The sequence below is a fragment of the Phormidesmis sp. 146-20 genome, from assembly GCF_052939475.1.
Genome location: NZ_JBJPHT010000068.1, coordinates 14,624 through 29,634, shown reverse-complemented (window position 1 = coordinate 29,634; position 15,011 = coordinate 14,624). Strand labels below are relative to the sequence as shown.

The window sequence follows — 15,011 nt, the reverse complement described above, 5'->3', positions numbered from 1 at the left end:
ATCGGAGAATTTAGTAGGCTCTCTATCTTACAATTAATTTTACCCACCTACTTACAGCATCGGGTTAACATCAGTTCCTCTCACTTCTTAATTTTCTTTAGATATGCTTTAGACCCAGAGCCGATCGCCCAATATATCAGAGGTGAAACCAAAACAGGAATCAGGATACCCAGGGTCAGAAAGGATGAAGGTAATGCAGGTGAAACCATCTTTAAGGCTAATAGTGCAACTGTTGTGCTGCAAATTGCAATGAGCGTGTAGTCGATCGAGACCCAAAGTTTTAACGAATTAGAGATAACTTGTCTTTGTTTGAATGTATAAACCTGACCAATACTGTAAGCAGCAATAAATTGAATGGCTACACCCATTCCAAGAAACTTGATGCCAAGAACAGTTTGCAAGAGACCAAGCATCAGGTTAGCAGCAAGGGTGTAACCAAAGATCATCAACGCAAGCATATAAGCTTTACTCCACATGAATGTAGAACCTGGGTGAATATGAATTGAATTACCTACAATCTATAGACTGCGATTTCGTAGAGTAGTTTTCCCTCAATGTTGGACACAATTACGGTTTAAGTCTAAGTGGCTCGATTCGAGATGATCTATTTAATTCTTTAAACACAAAAAAGGGCAGACGAGATTGCCCACCCTTGAGAAGTTTTGAGTGTGAAATGAGGTTAGACGATCTCTTCGAGTTACCCGCAAGGGGTCGCCATGTCAGGTTCGCGCATTTTTATCGCTACAGCATCCGAAACGCCTGATCCGTAGACTTCACAGGAGTTGTTAGGACTCTCGATTAGTTTGATTTTGTAAAGCTGTGCGCCGATGTTGCGAATCGGTTGTTCTAGCAGATCGCGAATATGTACGGCGATGTTTTCGGCAGTGGGAACAACTTTTTCAAAATATGCAATGTCTTTATTCAAAAAAGTGTGGTCAAAGGGTTCCGTCACATAATCTTCGATCGCTTTCTCAAACGCAACTAAATCTGCTAACATTCCCGTTTCTGGATCGATTTCACCTTTGATTGTGACTTCTAGATGATAGTTGTGGCCGTGACCATTGGGACGAGCGCACTTGCCATAGATTTCGCAGTTCTTTTCAAAGCTCAGATCGGGTCGGGCGAGACGGTGAGCGGCGCTGAAATGGGTGCTGACAGTGAGAAAAGCTTCCATAGAGTTTCCTTGGTAATCGGCCCAGAGTTCGGGGTGTTCGTAGAGGCGGATGTTGACGATCGGCAAATGCGATTCTAGTTTGTGCCAGATGACTCGTGCAATATTCTCGGTGGTAGGCAAGGTCTGCTGAAACTCGACCCAGGCATCGTTGAGAAACGAGAAATCAAGCTGGCTGGTGACCTCTTTTTTGATGACGTGTTTGACATCTGACAGGTTAAGCACCATGCCATATTCATCCAGATCGCCCAGCATCGACACATACAGCACATAGTTGTGGCCATGACCCATCGGACGGGCACAGGCACCAAAGCGATCGAAGTTCTCCGCCTCGCTCAGATTGGGCAGCCAATATCGATGACTAGCCGAAAATTGGGCACGGCGATCGATGATACATTTCATAAATTGAGTCAGGAAGATTGGAGCTTGTAAAGTTACGTAAACTTACACTGTCCCTAGGATATCGAATTGCGGCAGAGAGTGATGACGAGTTTCGCTCAAATGTTCGACTTCTTGCAGAATAACTACTGGGAGTGTCCTAGTTCATCAAGCTGGTGAAATACCATCAACCTTACGTCTCAATTCGCCAAAGCGTAAGGTTTCGTTGGTGTCTAAAATCCACAGAATGTATATCGTCCACTGTCCTGCTATTTGGTTGAGGAGTTTTTCAAGGGGAGCGGATTCTGGTTCTGCCATAGATACTGGTAGTTTCTGATGTATTGTGCAGTTACTAAACGGTAACTACTTTACTTTGGAAACTCCTGCGCTTAGTGTCTACATAGATTTCTAGTGAATTCTACAGGTAGGGGCAAATATGAGAGACCAGAGCTGGTTTGTTGCTTTACTAGTAGGGCTGATGTGCTTGATTCGGTTTAGTCTCAGCCCTGTTGGCTATGCTGACCCACAATGGCTGATGGAGCAACTTAACATCCCCATCGATCTAAACATCCAAATGCCTTACATCATTCGTGTTTGGGCAGTTAGAGATATTGTGCTTGCTGCGATCGTTGCTTTTGCAGATAGAAGTACTGTGAAAACACTTTTGTGGGCGTGCCTTGCCATTGATATGACCGATATCGTATCTGCACACTTGAGCAACGCAGCAGGGTTGTTTAATGCATCCGAAACTTGGTCGCTCAAACTGACTGCAATTGCTGCACTTGTTCCAGAACTCGCGGCGTTAGTTTTACTCACTATTCGCAAAACAGATAAGCCAGTTGACACCGAGAAGACGCAAGTAAAGAGTTCAGAAACTGCTGCCTAGCAAAGCCCGACAATCCCGCCGCATACTGCTCAGACAGACTTATCTCATCCCTCATTCCCTCTCGCGCAGCGGATTACCCCCAAAGGGGGAACAGATCATCGAAGTTCTCCCTCACCCCGTCGGCTCTACCATTCCCATATGCTCCCACCAGCGATTGAGGGGAAAGTACACCACAGGGGCCCACAGACTGCTGAGAATTGCTGAACTGAGCGCGACAAACTGGTGATACGTCCAGATCTCAGCGATCGACCGACCACCCAGCAAACTAAACTGAATCGCCGTCACCGTTTCGGCTAAGACTGCCATTCCAAATACAATCAGGGCAACCGAAATAAAATCTTCCTGCACGTAGCGCTGTTTTTGTAGCTTGGCCGTCAGCGCCCCGACGATCGCCAAACTCAATGCATGAGTCGGACTCGGAGCCGTCATTCCATCTTGCAGCAATCCCAACACCAATCCCGCAAACGCTCCCTGAAAGACCGATCGCTTCACACTCCAGGCCACCACCCAAACCAATAGCCAGTTGGGGCCAATTCCTGCCAGTTCCATCCCAGGGAGACGCGACGGCAACAGAATCAGACAGATTAGAATTGAACCGATCGTCACGCCCCAGTTCACCAGCGGACGAGAAAGAGGATGCTGATCAAACAGATTGTCGAGAGCCGAGTTTTTCATCGTGCGGCATCCGGAGAAGGAGCAGCAGCCGGGGAGGGCAAATTAGTCGGAGAGGGAGACGGCACTGTTTTAGGAGGGGGCACCAGAGGTAACGGCTGCGCTAAATTTGGCGAATTGGGATAGACGACCGCCCACTCCAAATTATTCACCGGGGCAGAAAGCTCGATCACCGCTTCAGGAGCAGGACTTTTGGTGAGATCGACTGACTCAATCCGCCCGATCGGAATCCCCGCCGGAAACCGCCCACTCAGCGAAGAGGTCGAAACCACATCATCCCGCCGCACATCGGGCACTTTTTCATAAAATTCCATGACGGCTCGATTGGCTGACTTGCCGCGCATCAAACCCATCGATCGACTGCGGCTGACCGTCACGCCTACCCCGCTACTAGGGTCGCTCAACAGCAAAACTCGGCTCGTATTGGGCGTTACATTGTCCACTCGCCCGACCAGACCACCGGGACTCAGCACGATCGATCCCACTTCAATGCCGTCCCGACTGCCGCGCCCCAGGGTCACCTGCTGCCACCAATGATCTGCGCTGCGTCCGATCACGGGAGCCGTCACGCCCTTCACCTTTTTGCCGGATGTGAATCCTAAAAGCTCCTCTAGACGCTGATTTTTGCTTTCTAGCTCAATCAATCTTTGCTGTAACTCCAACAGTTGAGCGTTGGCAATGCGATCGACCTGGGTTGGCTTGGCTTGAAAAGGGCGGGTGAGAACCTGATAGGTCTCCATGAGCAACACCCCTTGAGTTTGCCGCACAATCAGGGCGGTTCCCAGGGCGAGGGTAGCTAGGGCAGCCTGAACTCCATATCGATCCCACCAGCGGCGCAGTGCGTACATTCAACCTACTCGTTTTGCTGGACTAACTTTACAAAAGGACACGTTTCATTTCAACGCTAAGGTCATTTTTCGCAGCGCGATCGCCCTATCAGGACGGTGACTCTATCTAGCGAGGCGGACGAGTGCTAAATACGCGCTCAAGTTGTTTAAAGTTCTCCAACACGCGACCCGTTCCTAGCACCACGCAACTGAGGGGGTCGGCCGCAACGTGAACGACAATCCCCGTTTCGTGACTGATGAGCGTATCGATTCCCTTCAGCAATGCGCCGCCGCCCGCCAGCATGATGCCGCGATCGATAATGTCGGCTGCCAGTTCGGGAGGAGTCCGCTCCAGAGTGCGCTTAACCGCATCGACGATGACCGAGAGTGGCTCAGACATGCTTTCTCGAATCTCGGGCCCTTTGATGGTGACGGTGCGCGGCAGTCCTGAGAGCAGGTGTAATCCGCGAACTTCCATGATGTCTTCGTCGCCCTGCGTGGGATAAGCCGACCCGATGGTGATTTTAATTTCTTCGGCGGTGCGTTCCCCGATTACCAGGTTGTGAACTTTTTTCATGTACTGCACGATCGCTTCGCTCAATTCATCGCCCGCGACACGCACCGATTCGCTCAAAACCGTACCTTGTAAGCTGAGAACGGCGACTTCTGTCGTGCCGCCTCCGATGTCGATAATCATGTTGCCCGTTGGCTCGGCTACCGGAAGACCTGCTCCGATCGCTGCGGCGACAGGTTCGTCAATCAGATACACTTCTCTCGCCCCGGCTTGGGAGGCGGCTTCCATAACGGCACGACGCTCAACGCCCGTAACGCCACTGGGGATGCCAATCACTATGCGAGGAGACACCAGTGTTTTGCCCTCATGCACTCGTTGAATAAAGTGTTTGAGCATCAGTTCGGCGGTGTCAAAATCTGCAATCACCCCATCTCGCAGAGGACGCAGGGCAATCACGTTTCCGGGGGTGCGTCCCAACATTCTCTTGGCATCCTCCCCAACCGCCAAGGGGATTTTCTCGTTTTGATCCATTGCTACGACGGAGGGTTCTTGTAGAACAATGCCCTTACCCGATACGTAGACTAGTGTGTTGGCGGTTCCCAGGTCGATACCCATGTCCCGGGATAAGGAGAAGCGACTAAAAAGACCCACTATTCTATCCTCTAAATAACGCTATTGAGTACGCTCGGACGGGATGAAATTTAACACCAAGACTAATCGATAGTGGATTTTATTACAGTTTCCTGCTTGAGTCTAGGTCATCTTGCATCAAATTGTAGGCTCAAGGTCTATTGAACCATTCTCCAGCGTGTTTCAAGCCTCAGATCACAAATTACTTTTAAGAGGTTTGTATTTTAGGACTTGCCCTGTGAAACCTGCGTTTTGGGCGTTTTGGTGCTTTGCTTACTCATACACTACACGCCTTACGGAGGCAGATCAGCATAATAGAAAAAGGATTCCTATCAAATCAGTTGTCATCCCTAAAAATCACTGATGAATGGTGTAATTTGAACTAATTTTTGTTTTGACGTTGGGTTTAATTTGTTTTTAATACTAAGTGCGATGTGAGTGCGATCGTCGGCCCTAAATTCGCTTAACCCAGTTTAATGTTAAAATTATAAGTACAAATGTATTGAAATGCATCAGGTGACCAAATTTGAGTACGATCGCACCTGATCATCTCGTATTCTAAAAGCACTTACAAACCGCGAGCGACAAATATGAGTTTAAACGTAGTGACGCTAGTAGGCCGCGTTGGTGGCGATCCAGATGTGAAGTATTTTGAGTCGGGCAGCGTGAAGTGTCGGCTGACGTTGGCGGTCAATCGTCAAACTCGCAATAGCGATCAGCCCGACTGGTTTAATTTAGAGCTTTGGGGCAAACAAGCTGATGTAGCGGCCAACTATGTGAGAAAGGGCAGTCTGATCGGAGTCAAAGGCTCTCTCAAGTTTGATACCTGGAAAGACCGCAACACCGGAGCCGATCGTACGTCCCCTGTCGTGCTGGTCGATCGGCTACAGTTGCTTGGCTCAAAGCGGGACAATGAAGGCGGTGGAGAAGCGACTTCTGGTGGGTATGCAGAGGACTTTTAGAAACGCTGCATTCAGTCTCTAAATCAGTAGCTAATCTGCAACGTGACTGATCCTTCGACGCGCTGATCTCCCCCGATGACAGGAGAGGGAGCTTTTGAGGCGGACACTCGCGCTGCAAAGTCTCCATATTCCGCAGGGCGAGGCGGTGGGGCAAACGCTCCGTTGACTTGAATGCTGACGATCTCTTTGCGCGTAAAGTTGAGAGCGTTTAACACCGAGTCAGCCTGACCTTGGGCATCCTGAGTAGCTTTGCGAAGCGCTTGTTTTTGGGCAGCGGCGATCGCGTCATCGGTAGCAATAAAGCTCACCCCTTCAATTCGAGTGGCTCCCGCTGAGACGGCATCGTCCAAAATTGTGCCAGCCTTCTCGGTGGGCAATCGAAAGCTCACACTATTGGTTGCGGTATAGCCAACGAGCGTTTGAGTGTTGTTGTCGTAGCGATAAACCGGATTGAGGCTAATGCCCGTCGTCTCTAGCTTGTCTACACTGCGTGATTTGAGCAGCGTCACGACAGAGGTCGATCGCCGAGCGACGGACTGCTGCGCTTCTCCTGCGGTTTTACCCTGAAATTCTACGCCTAATCTCACTTGAGTCAGTGTTGTAGGAATCTCTTCAAATCCTCGTCCAGTTACGGTTAAAGTTCGCATAAGTTTTTCTTGAGCGATCGCGGGACTGGCAAGTGTAAAACTGATCAACCCCAGAATGGGCAACGCTTTGAAGCGGCTCCAGGTAGAGTGAGACGGTTTAAGACTGGAAATCATTTTGTTGGCTCCTCACAGAAAGTTTTGAGATCGGTTTGGATTCTCTTACTCTGCCATTGGAGCGGAACGATCGTGCTTCCTGTTACACTTTTCGCAACTCTGAGCCGAACGCTCTAGAATGGGACAGCCAATTTGACACCTATCTTAGAGAGGAAATCTGGCATGTTCAAGCGTTTAGGCGGCTATTTTCTAACGGGATGCTGGACGATTGCCACCCTTGCTGTGAGCACACCTCCCGTTTCGGCCCAACTGTTTAACAGTACGGTTGATCAGCTTTCGGTGAGCGATCGCACGACGCTGAGAAGGGGTCAACCGATGATCACGGGTGAGAAAGGCAGCTACACCGCCAGAGTGCTCGTCAAGGGTTCTCCAGCGATGGCCTGGTTAGTGCTGACGGACTATGGCAACTTTTCTAAATTTTTGCCTAATGTAGTTTCTAGTAAAATCTTGGAGTCAAAGGGCGATCGCAAGGTGGTCGAGCAAATTGACTCGCGCCAGGTCTTTTTGGTCACGATTCAATCGCGGGTGCGGTCTTCTATTGTCGAAAAGGCCAAGACTCGCATCGATTTTCAACTCGTGGAAGGTGACCTGCAAAGTCTAAAGGGCTATTGGATGATTGAGTCGATCGCCCCTTTTAAGGGAGCAAAACCGACTCAAGTGCTGATTACTCAGGTCGTCGAGGCCCAACCCAAGTCAGGTACTCCCAGGAATGTGTTTTACAACGTTTTCAAAAGTTCTCTCAGTGACACGATGGAGGCGATCGGTCGAGAAGTGGGAAAACGGGAGAAGGGAGAACTGCGATGATCTGTTCCCCCTTTTGGGGTAATCCGCTGCGCGAGAGGGGATGAGGGATGAATTAAACTTGGATGAGATGGGGATAGAGTAGCGGTTTTGAGAGGAGTAAAGCGTTGATCTGGGTTGGGTAGATTGATTTTTCCGGAGATCGGATGAATTAGCGGAAGTTAAGTAGGTAGGCAGTTTGGGGTCTCATTTTCGACAGTTTTTGAGATTGTTGAACGAGATTTTTAACCTGCTGAATGTGAGAGGGTTTGTTCTAAATTCAATTTTCTACAACGCTTTCATGAGTCTGGATCTATCCCTTCCCCAGTTTCTACTATGCTCCCACTGAGTCACCCAGCCGAAGCTCAAATTAAAGATCTTCCTCGTCCCAACGATCACCTTCAATCATCGGCGCACGTGGATACTCAGAAAGCTTTTCAACTGATCGATCGCATTCTCCCCTTTGAAGCCTGCCTCTATCATCAGATTTTGCCGCTGTCTCTCGACGATCGCTGTCTCAAATTGGGTATGGTTTCGCTCGAAGATGTGGCTGCCCTGGACTACGTGCGGCGAATTCTCAGCTTTATGGACTACTCGCTGGTGCCCCAAAGCATTGCCTCCGAAGCTCACTACGCCATTCTCTCTGCCTATCTCAATCACACCAAAAACATTCAGTCCACGCCAACGGAGCCACTGCTTCAAGCTCCCCAACAGAAAAAAACTGTCCCAGATCGCAACACTCAGGAAACATTTCTGGTCGATGCGCCCGATCAGCTAGAGGACATCAATCTACCGATCTCGCCTACGCAACCGCCCATCCATCCCACAGAGTTGCCCGGAGAATTGCAGAAAGTCGTGTTGAGCGATCGCCAAAATCTTCTAGAAACGCACGTCACAGATCCAGAGTTGGCGCGCACCTTTATTCTCAACGAAACGGCGCTTCCTCAAGAGTTGCCAACCCCAGGAGATGCGCTGCCGATGCTGACGGTTACGACTCACCATCAAGATAGCCCCATAGAGGTTTTGGCAACCCTGCCCCCGGCTCAACTTTTACAAGAGCTTTTAGGACGGGTTCTGACAGATGGGATTGGTCGGCTGTATTTTGAACGCAAGGCCCACGGCAGAATCCTCTGGAGCCAAAATGGAGTTCTCCAATCGGTTTTGCAAAGGTTGCCGCTGGCGGTCTTTCAGGGAGTGATTGATGAGCTGAAGGGCTTGACTCATCTGCCTTTGACCGCTGTCAAAAAACCAACTCAGGTCGAAATTGAGCGAGTCTATCAAAAAAATCGACTGCTGCTGAGATTGCGCGTCATGCCCGGTACTCATGGAGAAGAAGCCACTCTCCAGATTCTTCGAGGGGCTGCTCTTAAGTTTTATCAACAGCAGCAGTTAGCCAACCTGAGTCGAGATGCGCTGACCATTGCTCAGGATCTTCAGAAAAAAGTAGATGAAATCCGCGATCGCACCCGTTCCAGTCCCCAAGCGCTTGACCAATCCAACGTCGTGCCCAATCTCAGCCAGGTATTGAAGCTAATCGAACAACAGCTAGAAGTCCTGAAACGGCTTGAATAGATTGGCTTGAGTTTTGAGCTGGATATCAGAAGTGGCTTGAGGTTGGACGACCTCTGCTATGGAGAACCCAAAACTCAAAGGACTCTAAGCGATCGCCACCGCAGGCATCCAACGACCCAGCGGCTTACCGACGACTGCCAAATCTTTCATCAGTTGGTCAAAGCGATCGGGGGTTAGAGATTGCGGGCCGTCTGAAAGGGCTTTCTTGGGATCGGGGTGAACTTCAATCATCAGAGAATCGGTGCCTGCTGCGATCGAAGCCATCGCCATCGATGGAACGTATTCTGCGCGACCCGTACCATGACTCGGATCAATCATAATCGGCAGGTGAGTCAAAGAACGCAGGACAGGAATCGCTGCTAAATCTAAGGTATTGCGGGCATATTGGCGATCGAACGTCCGGATGCCTCGTTCACACAAAATCACATTGGGATTGCCTGCTGCCAAAATGTATTCGGCTGCCATCAGCCAGTCTTCAAAGGTGGCGGCCATGCCTCGCTTGAGTAAGATCGGCTTATCCTGAGCGCCAACTTTCTTAAGCAGCGAAAAGTTTTGCATGTTGCGGGCCCCGATTTGGATCACGTCAGCCACTTCTGCCAGCATCTCTAAATCGGCTGCGTCCATCAGTTCGGTGATGATCCCCAGTCCAGTAGCTTCGCGGGCAGCAGCCAACAAACCCAAAGCGCTCTCGCCGTGTCCCTGGAATGCGTAGGGCGAAGTCCGAGGCTTGAATGCACCTCCCCGAAGGAACTGGGCCCCAGCTGCTTTGACTCGTCGCGCCGTTTCGACAATCATGGCTTCATTTTCGACCGAGCAGGGGCCAGCTACCACCACGAGAGGATGCTGTTCGCCAAAGTAGATCGTGCCGTTGGGGGTTGGAACTGCGACTTCACTGGGTTCACCTTGACGGTATTCGCGGCTGGCTCGTTTGAAGGGTTGCTCAACGCGCAAAACCTGTTCAATCCAGGGGCTAACTTCCTGAATTTGCAACGGATCCATTTCGATGGTGTCACCGACTAGACCAATGACAACCTTGTGCTTACCGACGATCTTTTCGGGGGTGAGTCCCCAGTTTGTGAACTCCTGGTCAATGCGGGTCACTTCGGCTTCCGGGGTGCCGATTTTCATCACCACGATCATGTTAAAGTCCCTGCTGTGTTGTGGATATGCAGAATGATGCGTGAACTGTTGAACGAAGCTAATACAGTTCAAATTTAATAGTATGACAAGTTGGAGGGTCGCGATCGACCAAGCCAGCTAACAGCCCTGGATCGAACCCAAAACTAATCGCCGATCGCTCGCTCTCTAGATTCTTTCCAGGCAGATCTCAAGCGCCTAAAGTTGGTCACAAACTCCTCATAGCCCAGTCGAGTTCCTACTCTCTCTTCATCCCAGGAGGCGGAGAGAATGCCGTAGGAAAGCCCGATCACGCCCAACCCAAGAAAGCCCATGCTCACCAGCAACACCACCACATTGGGCAACTTAAACCAACCGTTGGTGACGACAAAGTAGCTAACTACAAAGGTCAACATCCCTAGCAGCGTGGGTAGCGCGCAAAAAGACACCATTCGCCGGGCCATACGATCGCTAACAACCTTCGGAATTCCAAGCTGGTCGGGAGTCGATCGCCGAACCTTGCTTGCTTTGGGCGGCTTGACGGGGCTGTCTGGTGCAGGCTTTTCAGTTTGCGAGGGTTTGCGGCTCTCAGCACGAGACTTTTTTTTGGCTGGTTTTTTCCCTTTGTCTGCCACGGGCTTATCAGCTTTTTGCACAGGCTTTTTGCGCGTCTGAGCAGGCTCAAAAGGAAGACGTTCTGATTTAGATTTGGGTTCGCTAGATTCGGAGGACATGGCGCAAAGGCTCCTTAACCCCGAATGCCGAGGCGAGTGATCAGGGCGCGGTATTTTTCTGGGCTGCGCTTGTTGATGTAGGCCAGCAGACGTTTGCGCTGACCGATCATTTTTAGCAGACCCATGCGAGAAGCGTGGTCTTTTTTGTTGGTTCTCAGATGCAGACTCAGTTTGTTGATGCGCTCAGTCAGCATCGCGACTTGGACTTCGGACGATCCGGTGTCAGTTTCGTGAACTTGATAGTCGGAGATAATTTCTTGCTTGCGCTGTTGCAGCAGTGCCATGACCTAAAGCTTTCCCTATTCAAAATGAGTAATGCCAGTTTTTAATATTATCACAGCCAGTCGGAAGCAGGGAGCAAAATGACTAAAGAGGGACGTTGAGCCGGAGATTAGGGACTAAAAACCTACTCTGTTCAAAGTCTAGTGTCCAAGGTTCTGCGTCCAGGCTCTCTTCCTGTGCTTTTTAAAATTGTAGGGGCGGATCGATCAGGCGAGTAGTTTCGGGCGTTGAAATTTTTTGGGGAGGCGACATCGATCGCAGCACACACCAGCTAAAGACGGGCAGCGTCAGTAAAACCAGCATGATGGGAAAGGCAAAGTCCTGAATTCGGTATGACTTTGGGCGTGGAGAGAGGCGCGGGCGAGCATTGATTCTGCTGGGTGAAGATTTGAGCAAGGCTTCTGCTTCTCTAAAACTGAGATTAAGCCCCAACTGATAGACCGTTTTCTCAGCAATAATGTCCCAATCCTCGATACTATTTTGAGGAACTATTGGGGGAATTGAAGCTGGAGTTTGTGAGTTTACCTGCAAATCTTTATGCAAATCTTTGAGCACCTCAGTAACAGATTGATAGCGTAAATTGGTGGCGTTTTCTAATAGTTTGTTGATGATTTTAGCAAGAGAATTGCTGACTGAATGGGTCATATAATCTTGCCAAATCCAGTTGGCTTCGCTGCCGTCGTAGAGGTCAAAGGGCGACATTTGGGTGAGGAGGTGAATGCAGGTTGTGCCCAAACTATAGAGGTCGCTGGCGAAGACGGCTTTTCCTCTGGTCTGTTCGGGGGCAATATATTCGGCGCTTCCGATTAGCGTTCCGGTGTGGGCGAGGGCGGTTTTGGTTGCGTGTTTTGCGGCACCGAGATCAACTAAATAAAGCTTTTGGGTGTGGCGATCGCGAATAATATTGGCGGGTTTGATATCTCGATGAATCACCTGGCGATCGTGAATAAATTGCATTACGGGCAGCAAATCCTCAAGTAGCTGCCAGATTTGAGATTCAGTAAACGGCCCGTCGTCTGTCAGTTCTTGAGCGAGATTGCGCCCGTCGATGAGTTCTTGAATTAAATACTGATGTCCGGCTTGTTCAAGATGATCGAGCAGAGTGGGAATTTGAGGATGTTTGCCGAGTTCTCTGAGTCGCTGGGCTTCTTGACGAAATAGGGTAGAGGCTTTTTCTAGATGGTCGATGCCTTGTTGGGGAAAAAATTGTTTGATGATGCAGCGGCGTGAGGCGTGTGAGTCGATCGCCCAAAACGTTCTGCCAAATCCGCCTTGAGCGATCGGTTTGACCGCGAAATAGCGATTTAGCAACCTCAGTTCTGACCCACAAGCAGCACAAGTTTCTGTGAGGTCTGAGTTGTTTGGAGCGAGACAGGTGGGGTTGAGACAATAACTCATCTTTTGCGAGGGGATGAGGGAGGAGGGAAGAGGGAGGAGGGAGGAGGGAAGAGGGAGAACTGCGATGATCTGTTCCCCCTTTGGGGGTAATTCGCTGCGCGAGGAGGGATGAAAGAACGGCTTCATTTTGATGGGTGCCCAACATTCTTTCACTTCGCTTTATTGATGTCCACTACCCACAGGTAACCTCCGGATTATCGCTAGGCATTTGAACAATTTAATGACTGGGCGACACAGGACAAGAAGATTTATCGAAAGATTATCACTCTAATTAACGATATTCTGCATCAACTATTTGCCGGGCTGGGCAAGCCTGATCCATTTTGAGTTGTCAATTTCACGATGACGACTAAAGCAGGTTGCGATCGCGCTCTATTTCCACGCGCTTCTGGTTAGGGCTAAAAAATGTGGAAGAGTGCTGGGTTTCCTTTTGTTAGGTTGGGTCTTCTGATTTTTGCTCAGTTTGAATAATCGCCTGTCTGAAACCCAAAACTACCAGAATGTTAGAAAGGGTCAAAAAGGATTCTGCGCTGCCGTGGAGCCAATCGACGTTTGCGAGTTCTGCGCCGTACTTCACCTTTGCGTAGATGCCTGCGGGAATGGTCACCGCGACAAAAACCAGCGTCATGTAGAAGCCGATGAGAGCGAGACGAGGCGTTTTACCCGATCGCGTCAAAAACCACAGAAATCCCAAATACGGGAATAGCGACAGTCCAAATAGCGTTTCTTTCGTCATTCTAAAAAGTGATTTTGGAGCGTTACGAATGAATTCGACTAAAGCGGGTTTAGGCGTTGGGGCTGCTTTGGGTTGAGCGCCAGATCCACCAGCCCGCAATCATTAAGGTGATGTTTCCCACAACAGTCATGGCGGCTTGGAGCGTGACCACCCATGCTAGTGAAGGCGGATTGTTGAAAAAATGCCACGTACAGGCACACATGGCGCTGACCAGAGCGGGCAACATTCCCCAGGAGAGCGATCGCCACGCTAGATTTTGGCTCACTTCGGCATAGCGCCAGATCAGCCAGATTGCGGCGATCCATTCAATGACGCTAGAGACATGAATCACCCAGGTAGGGATCGAAAGGGCTTGCATAAAAGGAGTTTTGAGTTAAGTTTTGAGTTTTGAGTTTTGAGTTTTGAGGGGCTGTCCTTTAATCTAAAAACTCAGCGTTTCTTTAAGTATGGAGCAGATGCGGGCAGTTTTGTGCGGCTATTACGGGATGGGAAACGGCGGAGATGAGGCGTTGTTGGCTTCACTACTGCAAATGTTGCCGTCTGAAATTACGCCGATCGTTCTCTCTGGCAATCCTCAACAAACTCACGATCGCTATGGGGTGGCGTGCTGCGATCGCAAGTCTTTTTTATCCGTGATGCAGGCGTTGCGGCGATCGCAAATTCTGATCTGGGGCGGCGGCAGTTTGATGCAGGATGCGACCAGTGCCATGAGTCCGTTTTATTACGGCGGTTTGATGAAGCTGGCTCAGTGGATGGGTTTGAAAACGATCGCTTGGGCCCAGGGAGTTGGCCCGCTCAACCGTCCGATCAGTCGCTGGCTGGCGAAACAGGCCTTTAAAGGCTGTGATGGCGTGAGTGTGCGCGATCGCGGCTCGGCAACTCTGTTAAACGATTGGCAAATTCCGTTTGTGATGGCTCCTGATCCGGTTTGGGCGATGGAGTCTGAGCCAGTTAAAGGATTGTGGGATTTGCCTGCGCCGAGAGTCGCGGTGAATCTTCGGGCCCATCGCCTTCTGACTCCCGATCGTCTCGCAACGCTGACTCGTGCTCTGACAGACTTTCAAAAAGCTACTCAGACCTGTTTGATTTTGTTGCCCTTTCAGAAGAGTCAGGATTTAGCGATCGCCCAATTCATTCAGCCTCAGCTTCCGGGTGCCAGCAAGATTTTGGTTTTAGAAAATCCCCAGGAATTGAAGGGCGTTTTTCGCGGGGTGGAAATGGCGATCGCGATGCGGTTTCACGGATTGATCATGGCCGCTGCTGAAGGCTGCCGATGTTTTGCGCTGAGTTATGACCCCAAAGTGAGCCAACTGATGGTCGATTTAGAGATTCCTGGCTGGGAACTGTCCGAAATTCCAACGAGCGCCAATCAGATTAGCCAAACCTGGATAGAACTTTACGCCAACGGCGATGCTCTGTCAGATGACCAGATTGGATCACTCGTCGATCGCGCTCTGATGCACCAAGACATTCTGCAAATCGTCAAGCCTCTGTGAGAGTAATTCTGCGAGTTCAGAAAGCTCCTCAACGAGAGGATTGTGAACCATCCTGTCCGAAAGTTCCTCAGAATTGGCAGCTTGGGGGCAGAAGAC

The 15,011-nt window shown here is 50.1% G+C and carries 17 protein-coding genes and 1 pseudogene; 6 read left to right on the top strand and 12 right to left on the bottom strand.

Going from position 1 to position 15,011, the window contains the following annotated elements; all coding sequences use genetic code 11:
• Nucleotides 1-80: 80 nt before the first annotated feature.
• Both ACKFKH_RS30505 and ACKFKH_RS30500 read right to left on the bottom strand, forming a co-directional pair.
• A complete protein-coding gene (locus ACKFKH_RS30505; RefSeq protein WP_446862140.1) occupies nucleotides 81-476 on the bottom strand; it encodes a hypothetical protein in 396 nt (131 codons plus the stop codon).
• Between the two features lie 221 nt (nucleotides 477-697).
• Nucleotides 698-1,573, bottom strand: a complete 876-nt coding sequence (locus ACKFKH_RS30500) for a 6-carboxytetrahydropterin synthase (protein ID WP_446862139.1) — start codon at nucleotides 1,571-1,573, stop codon at nucleotides 698-700.
• Between the two features lie 412 nt (nucleotides 1,574-1,985).
• Between ACKFKH_RS30500 and ACKFKH_RS30495 the strand changes: the two genes are divergently transcribed.
• Entirely contained in the window at nucleotides 1,986-2,435 is a 450-nt protein-coding gene (locus ACKFKH_RS30495; protein WP_446862138.1) for a hypothetical protein, read from the top strand.
• A gap of 111 nt (nucleotides 2,436-2,546) precedes the next feature.
• Here the strand turns inward: ACKFKH_RS30495 and mreD are convergent, their stop codons facing one another.
• From mreD to ACKFKH_RS30480, 3 genes are all read right to left on the bottom strand, one after another.
• Entirely contained in the window at nucleotides 2,547-3,110 is a 564-nt protein-coding gene (gene mreD / locus ACKFKH_RS30490) for a rod shape-determining protein MreD (RefSeq protein ID WP_446862137.1), read from the bottom strand.
• Nucleotides 3,107-3,955: a rod shape-determining protein MreC gene (mreC, locus tag ACKFKH_RS30485; protein ID WP_446862136.1), complete on the bottom strand. Its 849-nt coding sequence runs from the start codon at nucleotides 3,953-3,955 to the stop codon at nucleotides 3,107-3,109. Before mreC ends, mreD begins: the two co-directional genes overlap by 4 nt.
• Nucleotides 3,956-4,061: 106 nt before the next feature.
• Nucleotides 4,062-5,063 carry a rod shape-determining protein gene (locus tag ACKFKH_RS30480; RefSeq protein WP_446862135.1) on the bottom strand — a complete coding sequence of 334 codons (1,002 nt, stop codon included), beginning with the start codon at nucleotides 5,061-5,063 and terminating at the stop codon, nucleotides 4,062-4,064.
• A 605-nt stretch (nucleotides 5,064-5,668) separates the two neighbouring features.
• On the opposite strand from ACKFKH_RS30480, the gene ACKFKH_RS30475 reads away from it, so the two are divergent.
• Nucleotides 5,669-6,040, top strand: a complete 372-nt coding sequence (locus tag ACKFKH_RS30475) for a single-stranded DNA-binding protein (protein ID WP_446862134.1) — start codon at nucleotides 5,669-5,671, stop codon at nucleotides 6,038-6,040.
• A 23-nt stretch (nucleotides 6,041-6,063) separates the two neighbouring features.
• Here ACKFKH_RS30475 and ACKFKH_RS30470 read toward each other — a convergent pair whose 3' ends face one another.
• Nucleotides 6,064-6,801, bottom strand: coding sequence for an SIMPL domain-containing protein (locus tag ACKFKH_RS30470; protein WP_446862133.1), 738 nt, complete (start codon nucleotides 6,799-6,801; stop codon nucleotides 6,064-6,066).
• A 162-nt stretch (nucleotides 6,802-6,963) separates the two neighbouring features.
• Here ACKFKH_RS30470 and ACKFKH_RS30465 point away from each other — a divergent pair, with 162 nt between their 5' ends.
• Together ACKFKH_RS30465 and ACKFKH_RS30460 are read left to right on the top strand one after the other, a co-directional pair.
• Nucleotides 6,964-7,605 (top strand): SRPBCC family protein, encoded by a 642-nt coding sequence (locus ACKFKH_RS30465; RefSeq protein WP_446862132.1) that lies wholly within the window; start codon nucleotides 6,964-6,966, stop codon nucleotides 7,603-7,605.
• Between the two features lie 312 nt (nucleotides 7,606-7,917).
• Nucleotides 7,918-9,153 carry an ATPase, T2SS/T4P/T4SS family gene (locus tag ACKFKH_RS30460; protein WP_446862130.1) on the top strand — a complete coding sequence of 412 codons (1,236 nt, stop codon included), beginning with the start codon at nucleotides 7,918-7,920 and terminating at the stop codon, nucleotides 9,151-9,153.
• Between the two features lie 84 nt (nucleotides 9,154-9,237).
• Here ACKFKH_RS30460 and aroF read toward each other — a convergent pair whose 3' ends face one another.
• The 4 genes from aroF to ACKFKH_RS30440 all read right to left on the bottom strand — a co-directional run bounded on the left by aroF (nucleotide 9,238) and on the right by ACKFKH_RS30440 (nucleotide 12,683).
• Nucleotides 9,238-10,293 (bottom strand): 3-deoxy-7-phosphoheptulonate synthase, encoded by a 1,056-nt coding sequence (aroF, locus tag ACKFKH_RS30455; RefSeq protein ID WP_446862129.1) that lies wholly within the window; start codon nucleotides 10,291-10,293, stop codon nucleotides 9,238-9,240.
• 143 nt (nucleotides 10,294-10,436) lie between these two features.
• A complete protein-coding gene (locus ACKFKH_RS30450; RefSeq protein WP_446862128.1) occupies nucleotides 10,437-11,003 on the bottom strand; it encodes a photosystem II biosynthesis protein in 567 nt (188 codons plus the stop codon).
• 14 nt (nucleotides 11,004-11,017) lie between these two features.
• The gene (rpsO, locus tag ACKFKH_RS30445; RefSeq protein ID WP_446862127.1) at nucleotides 11,018-11,287 is read right to left on the bottom strand and encodes a 30S ribosomal protein S15; all 270 of its coding nucleotides are present in this window, start codon (nucleotides 11,285-11,287) and stop codon (nucleotides 11,018-11,020) included.
• Nucleotides 11,288-11,468: 181 nt separating this feature from the next.
• Nucleotides 11,469-12,683, bottom strand: coding sequence for a protein kinase domain-containing protein (locus tag ACKFKH_RS30440; protein ID WP_446862126.1), 1,215 nt, complete (start codon nucleotides 12,681-12,683; stop codon nucleotides 11,469-11,471).
• A 216-nt stretch (nucleotides 12,684-12,899) separates the two neighbouring features.
• Here ACKFKH_RS30440 and ACKFKH_RS30435 point away from each other — a divergent pair.
• Nucleotides 12,900-13,010 (top strand): annotated as a pseudogene (locus tag ACKFKH_RS30435) (type II toxin-antitoxin system YoeB family toxin); the annotation flags it as partial.
• A 106-nt stretch (nucleotides 13,011-13,116) separates the two neighbouring features.
• Here the strand turns inward: ACKFKH_RS30435 and ACKFKH_RS30430 are convergent.
• A complete protein-coding gene (locus ACKFKH_RS30430; RefSeq protein WP_446862125.1) occupies nucleotides 13,117-13,419 on the bottom strand; it encodes a DUF3593 domain-containing protein in 303 nt (100 codons plus the stop codon).
• 49 nt (nucleotides 13,420-13,468) lie between these two features.
• A complete protein-coding gene (locus ACKFKH_RS30425; protein WP_446862124.1) occupies nucleotides 13,469-13,777 on the bottom strand; it encodes a DUF2499 domain-containing protein in 309 nt (102 codons plus the stop codon).
• Between the two features lie 97 nt (nucleotides 13,778-13,874).
• On the opposite strand from ACKFKH_RS30425, the gene csaB reads away from it, so the two are divergent.
• Nucleotides 13,875-14,915 carry a polysaccharide pyruvyl transferase CsaB gene (gene csaB / locus ACKFKH_RS30420; RefSeq protein WP_446862123.1) on the top strand — a complete coding sequence of 347 codons (1,041 nt, stop codon included), beginning with the start codon at nucleotides 13,875-13,877 and terminating at the stop codon, nucleotides 14,913-14,915.
• Nucleotides 14,916-15,011: the final 96 nt, after the last annotated feature.